General features: G+C 39.3%; 5 protein-coding genes and 4 pseudogenes. 2 read left to right on the forward strand and 7 right to left on the reverse strand.

From position 1 onward, the window contains the following. Positions 1-109 precede the first annotated feature (109 nt). The 6 genes and pseudogenes from EWV68_RS07585 to EWV68_RS07610 all read right to left on the reverse strand — a co-directional run. Positions 110-205: pseudogene (locus EWV68_RS07585) on the reverse strand (Uma2 family endonuclease); the annotation flags it as partial. Positions 206-239: 34 nt separating this feature from the next. Beyond that, positions 240-686: pseudogene (locus EWV68_RS07590) on the reverse strand (DUF29 domain-containing protein). Between the two features lie 111 nt (positions 687-797). Further along, positions 798-1,610 (reverse strand): Rpn family recombination-promoting nuclease/putative transposase, encoded by an 813-nt coding sequence (locus EWV68_RS07595; RefSeq protein ID WP_061431609.1) that lies wholly within the window; start codon positions 1,608-1,610, stop codon positions 798-800. Between the two features lie 83 nt (positions 1,611-1,693). Further along, the gene (locus EWV68_RS07600; protein ID WP_061431608.1) at positions 1,694-2,353 is read right to left on the reverse strand and encodes a Uma2 family endonuclease; all 660 of its coding nucleotides are present in this window, start codon (positions 2,351-2,353) and stop codon (positions 1,694-1,696) included. A 17-nt stretch (positions 2,354-2,370) separates the two neighbouring features. Further along, a pseudogene (locus EWV68_RS07605) lies at positions 2,371-2,949 on the reverse strand (Uma2 family endonuclease). A gap of 14 nt (positions 2,950-2,963) precedes the next feature. After that, positions 2,964-3,531 (reverse strand): annotated as a pseudogene (locus EWV68_RS07610) (Uma2 family endonuclease). Positions 3,532-3,561: 30 nt separating this feature from the next. Between EWV68_RS07610 and EWV68_RS07615 the strand changes: the two are divergent. Next, positions 3,562-3,822, forward strand: a complete 261-nt coding sequence (locus EWV68_RS07615; protein ID WP_072319673.1) for a transposase — start codon at positions 3,562-3,564, stop codon at positions 3,820-3,822. A 108-nt stretch (positions 3,823-3,930) separates the two neighbouring features. Then, the gene (gene hisH / locus EWV68_RS07620; protein WP_061431606.1) at positions 3,931-4,569 is read left to right on the forward strand and encodes an imidazole glycerol phosphate synthase subunit HisH; all 639 of its coding nucleotides are present in this window, start codon (positions 3,931-3,933) and stop codon (positions 4,567-4,569) included. Here the strand turns inward: hisH and EWV68_RS07625 are convergent. Next, positions 4,558-5,310, reverse strand: coding sequence for an ABC transporter ATP-binding protein (locus tag EWV68_RS07625; RefSeq protein ID WP_287169378.1), 753 nt, complete (start codon positions 5,308-5,310; stop codon positions 4,558-4,560). The two genes, hisH and EWV68_RS07625, sit on opposite strands and share 12 nt — an antisense overlap. Positions 5,311-5,510 lie beyond the last annotated feature (200 nt).

The following is a 5,510-nucleotide window of genomic DNA, read 5'->3' on the forward strand; positions in this document are numbered from 1 at the left end:
AATTATAGATGATTTCCTGACCTAAGATCACATTTTATTCTTTTTTCCACTTCAATCTAAGAATTGAGAAAAAAGCAAAACCTTATATTATACCATAAAAAAATTATGCAAGAGGTCTATTAAACAATTCAGAGGATTCCTCTGAATTATCCTCATATTGTAGATATTCGGCAAAGGTTTCAAAGCGTGGTTTAGTTGTTAACATAATTCTTAGTCTTTTTTGGTTGTTTAATTGATTGTTATGGCAACCAAGAGCGATCTAGTAATTGTTCTAGTGAGTAAGGACATTGAGAGGGAAAAATCACAGTATTTACTGTTTTGATTTTGACGAAACCTAACGCATCTTGGTGGATCGATTTTAATTCTTATTCTCAATAACTACAGAGATTAGCCGTCATTTTTCGCCTTAATTGAGTACGAAAATTATAGATTTATTCCTGCCAATTAATTATATTATATTCTGCTTCTTTTGTCCAGTATTGCATCAATAATAAATGGCGGATAACCTGTTCTAAAAGACTGGCTACCGCATTTTTCTTTTCTTTGCCCAAATCCTCTAATTCCTCGATTAAAGGTTCTAAGTCTAGCTGTTGAAATTGATGATTTCTGAGTAAGCTAACGGTTTCTCCTAGCCATTGAGAGTCATCAATCTCATAGAGTTGTTTTAATTGATCAACACCCAGCATAATTGATGATCTCCATTAGCATTTTTCTAGTTTTGAGTGTCTTGACATCAGTAAAGCTTAGTGATTAACATAAAATTTACTCCATTGCATTGGTAAATTAGTCAAAAAGTTTTAATTGTTATGATTGGCAATAAATTGACGAACAATCTCAACTCTTAGATTTAATTCCCGCGCAATTTGTTCTTCGTTAAGTCCCAACCTAACCAGAAGAGGAATTGTTTCCAATTTCCCTTCAAGTTTTCCTTCAAGTTTTCCTTCAAGTTTTCCTTCTTCTTTAGCTTCTTGATAAAACTTGGTTTGTTTCCATTCAGTGAGATTAAACATAGCTTCTAACTCCTGGCGACTTTTCTGAGGAAATTTGTAGATAATAATCTTCTCGATTAACTCGATAACATTTCGTTGAGTGTTAGGGTCAATAATCTGTTTGCGGGTTTGCTCAATCAAGGATTGAACCTGTTCGGGTGCTTTTTTCCCACTGATGAGGATAAACTGGAGGATACTTATCCCCAGAGAGGGAGGAGATTCAGCCTCGACTTCATCGAGATATATTCGTTGGATCCGCTCTAAGTTTAGCAAATTTTGGTAAGCGATGGGAAACCCAATGTCCAAGCGGCGCTTTCCCCACAGAATCACGGGACAGCAGGCGCGTTCCGGCTTATACTGCTTGAGATACAGGAAGATCTGAGTCATAAATCGCCAATAAAAATCCTCGTCCTTTTGAAATTGAACTTCGACAAAGTAAAGCGGATAATCCGGGTGGTCAGCATCGGGAATAAATACCCCATCGAGCCGGAAAGCCAATTCTTTGATTTCGATTGACTTGAATTGATAATTTTGCGCTAGATTCGGAGATTCCCCCAGCAGTTGAAAGAGAAGTTCGGGAAAGACTTGAAATAGGGTATAAAAGATTTTATCGGTTTTCATTACTCCTTCTTTGGTCGTCAAGTCAATAGTCTTTTTATGAATTTGTGTGAAGTTTTTGTTAAATTTAGATTACTCTAACTAGATTAATTTTTTATCCTTGCCATTCCCAATTGCAAAACCTCTAAAACCTTGACTAAGTCACCGGCTAGTAAAGCATCTCTATCTAACCATAATCCAGGGAATATCTGAGAACAAATTATCCCTTCTGAGTTCGGTTCAAGTTTAATATATTCTTCATTGGTTAATCTAAACCAATCAAATTCTCCATCGTCAACTCGCCAGACTAGATATTCTTGCACTTGGTTACGGCGATAAACCTTAAGTTTTTGATGTAAGTCAAGGGAGACGGTACTCGCTGCAATTTCGACGATTAACTCTGGCGCACCTTCGACATAACCATCCTCACTAATTGTTGATTGTCCACCATTTTTAATTCTTAATAGTGCATCGGGTTGAGGTTCATTGTCCGCATCAAGACGAACCGTACAATTATCCCCTAATTGCAGATTGGGAGTAAAGGCTTTATACACACTTAGCCAACCTATAATATCAGCATGGGGTTCACCATGGTTCTTAATTCTGAGGGGAGAAGCCATAATATAAACAATTCCTTCAATGAGTTCTGCTTTTTTCAGATTTGGCATGGCATTATATCTACGCTCAAATTCACGACGAGTGAGCTTGTCCCCATTTTCTAGGCGTGGAATGGTTAATTGAGGAGAAATCGTTGTAGTTGCTATCATCTTGGTATTTCCTGTCGTCAAAACATGGGTAATTCTAAAGTAAATCCGGGTAAAACGCTCTCCCCAGATAAGGTGGTTGGTAATGAGACGATTTCTACTTCCTGATTTTGGCGATAGATGGCTACCTGTTGACTAATGGGATCAATTAACCAACCCAATCTTAAGCCACTATCAAGATATTCCTGCATTTTTGCTTGTAGTTGGGTTAAGGGATCAGTGCGTGATCTTAATTATATCACAAAATCAGGACAAATTCTCGCAAATTTTTCTTGTTCTTCTCGGGGTAAAGCTTCCCAGCGTTCATTAGCAATCCAAGCAACATCAGGGGAACGTTTACCACCCTTGGGTAAGGTAAATATAGTGGAAGAACTAAAGACTTTACCGAGTTTTGTTTGACGATTCCAAATAACTAAATCGGCGTTCAAATCTGATTCTCGATTTCCACTAATAGCACCAACAGGCGGCATAATGATTAATTCTCCTTCGGCATTTTGTTCAATTCGCCAATCGTCGTTATTATGGCAAAGTTGATAAAATTGCTCATCGCTTAAATTGACGGATTTTAAGTTTAAGATCATCGGTTTGACGGTAATCATGGTGGTTAATTTGCCTAATTAAATACTTGAGAAACTTTTAAATTGAGTTGACTAAATATAGCGGATATTACTAAGTCATCATTGCTAAGATTACCAACCTGTGTGTAAGTATCTACTCTTAATTATAAGACTAAAATGGTTTGAGTTTGAGGAGCAACTATCCAGTATTTGGGAATCCCACAATCTTGATATTGAATTCTTTTAGCGATGTAATCTCTCTCTCTTTAGATTTCCCCTGGACTAACCACTTCAATGACTAATAAGGGGGGGTAAAATGGAAAGAAGAATCGTATTTCTCTGGGAGAGTAATTGAATATGTTCTTCTCGAATAATGGTTAAGTCAGGACAACGGTTTTTCGGTTCGCATCTCACTTCTAATTCTCAACCATGTCCTCTGACTCTCCGATGTCCAACAAGTGAGGCAAATGTGAGAAAAAGAAAGTTAGCGATTTGAAATTTAAGTCCTGATTCTGGTGGCAATTCTCCCAATTTTTCGTTAAATAATTCAGATGATTCCTCTGAATTATCCTCATATTGTAGATATTCAGCAAAGGTTTGAAAGCGGGGTTTTGTTATTAACATAAAATTTACTACGTTTTCAAGAATTTAAATATGCCCAGAAAACCTCGAAATTTACAAGCTGGTTATTCCTACCACGTCACCACACGCTGCAATAACCGAGAGTTCAAACTATCCAAGCGGGAATGCCTGGAGGTATTTCTTTATGCCATCAAGAAGGCTTTAGACAAACACCAGTTTAAGCTTTATGCTCTCTGTATCATGTCTAATCATGTCCATTATCTGATCGCACCTGCCCAACCAGAAGATTTACCCAAAATTATGCACTTTCTCAACTGGTACAAGGCGATGTGATCCCCCCGCCTTCGGCTTCCCCCGTCGTGCGTTTCATTTTTGAGTCAAGACCTAATTTAGCGGCGTGATTGCTCTAAAATAAGGTCATCGCCTGATCAGTATATAGCAATGACCTTAATCGCTGTCATCGATTATGACATGGGAAATCTGCACTCTGCCTGTAAAGGACTGGAAACCGTGGGTGCAGTGCCGAAAATTACCGATTCTCCCCTCGATCTGGAAAAAGCTGACGCTATTGTCTTACCCGGAGTCGGTTCTTTTGATCCTGCTGTCCGGCAAATTCGCAGCCGTCATCTAGAAAAACCGATCAAAGCGGCGATCGCTAATGGTAAACCCTTTCTCGGTATCTGTCTCGGTTTACAAATTCTCTTTGAGACATCGGAGGAAGGTCAAGAGGCGGGTTTAGGGATTATTCCGGGGACAGTGCGCCGTTTTCGCTCGGAACCTGGCATTACCATTCCCCACATGGGTTGGAATCAATTAGACTTCACCCAGCCGGATCATGCTCTTTGGCAGGGATTACCCCCGCATCCTCACGTCTATTTTGTCCATTCCTATTATGTTGATCCCCTTGATAGTCATGTAACTGCTGCCACCGTCACCCACGGCAGTCAAACGGTGACGGCAGCGATCGCTCGTGATCGTTTGGTAGCGGTGCAGTTTCACCCGGAAAAATCCTCGACTAATGGCTTAAAAATTCTGGCTAACTTTGTTCAGCAGGTGCAAAAATTAGCTTTAGTCTCCTAAATAAGCCTTTAAAACCCGCTCGTTTTTTTGGATTTCGCTGGGAATACCATCGGCTAAATTTGTCCCTTCTGCTAATACCCAAATGTGGTGACAAAGGGACATAATCACATCCATATTATGCTCGATAATCAAAAAGGTAATTCCCTGACGATTCCATTCGATAATATGGTCGTTGATTTGAGCGATTAAAGTGGGATTAACTCCGGCGGCCGGTTCATCTAATAAAATTAATTTTGGCTTGGTCATTAGCACTCGGCCAATCTCTAATAATTTACGCTGTCCTCCCGATAAAGCTCCCGCATAATCGTGCGCTTTTTCCCCCAGACCGATCGAATCTAATATGTCCAAAGCTTTGTCACGATTTTCCTGTTCCTGTTGGCGAATTTTTGCCCCCTGAAACCAGACGTTGAGAAAATTTTCGCCCGTTTGCCCCGGACTAGCTAAGAGCATATTTTCTAACACCGTTAATCGGGATAATACCCTTGCTACTTGAAAAGTTCTCACACATCCTTTCAGGGCAATTTGATAGGGAGGCAGCTGATGAATGGGCTGACCATCAAGAAAAACTTCTCCTTTATCTGGGCGAATAAAATTAGATAAAAGGTTAAAAAGTGTGGTTTTGCCGGCTCCATTTGGACCGATTAACCCAGTGATGCTGCCCTGCGGCACATCCAAATAAGCATTATTGACGGCGCGAATGCCTCCAAAACTTTTCGATAATCCTTTGGCAGAAAGTAACATATATGAATTATGAATTATGAATTATGAAGTGTTATCAGTTAACAGTAAACGGTGAACAGTAATCGATGAACTGAAAACTGAAAACTGATAACTGATAACTGATAACTGATAACTGATAACTGATAACTGATAACTGATAACTGATAACTGATAACTGATAACTGATAACTGATAACTGATAACTGATAACTGATAACTGA

Source organism: Microcystis sp. M_QC_C_20170808_M9Col, from assembly GCF_007095495.1.
Taxonomy (GTDB): domain Bacteria; phylum Cyanobacteriota; class Cyanobacteriia; order Cyanobacteriales; family Microcystaceae; genus Microcystis; species Microcystis aeruginosa.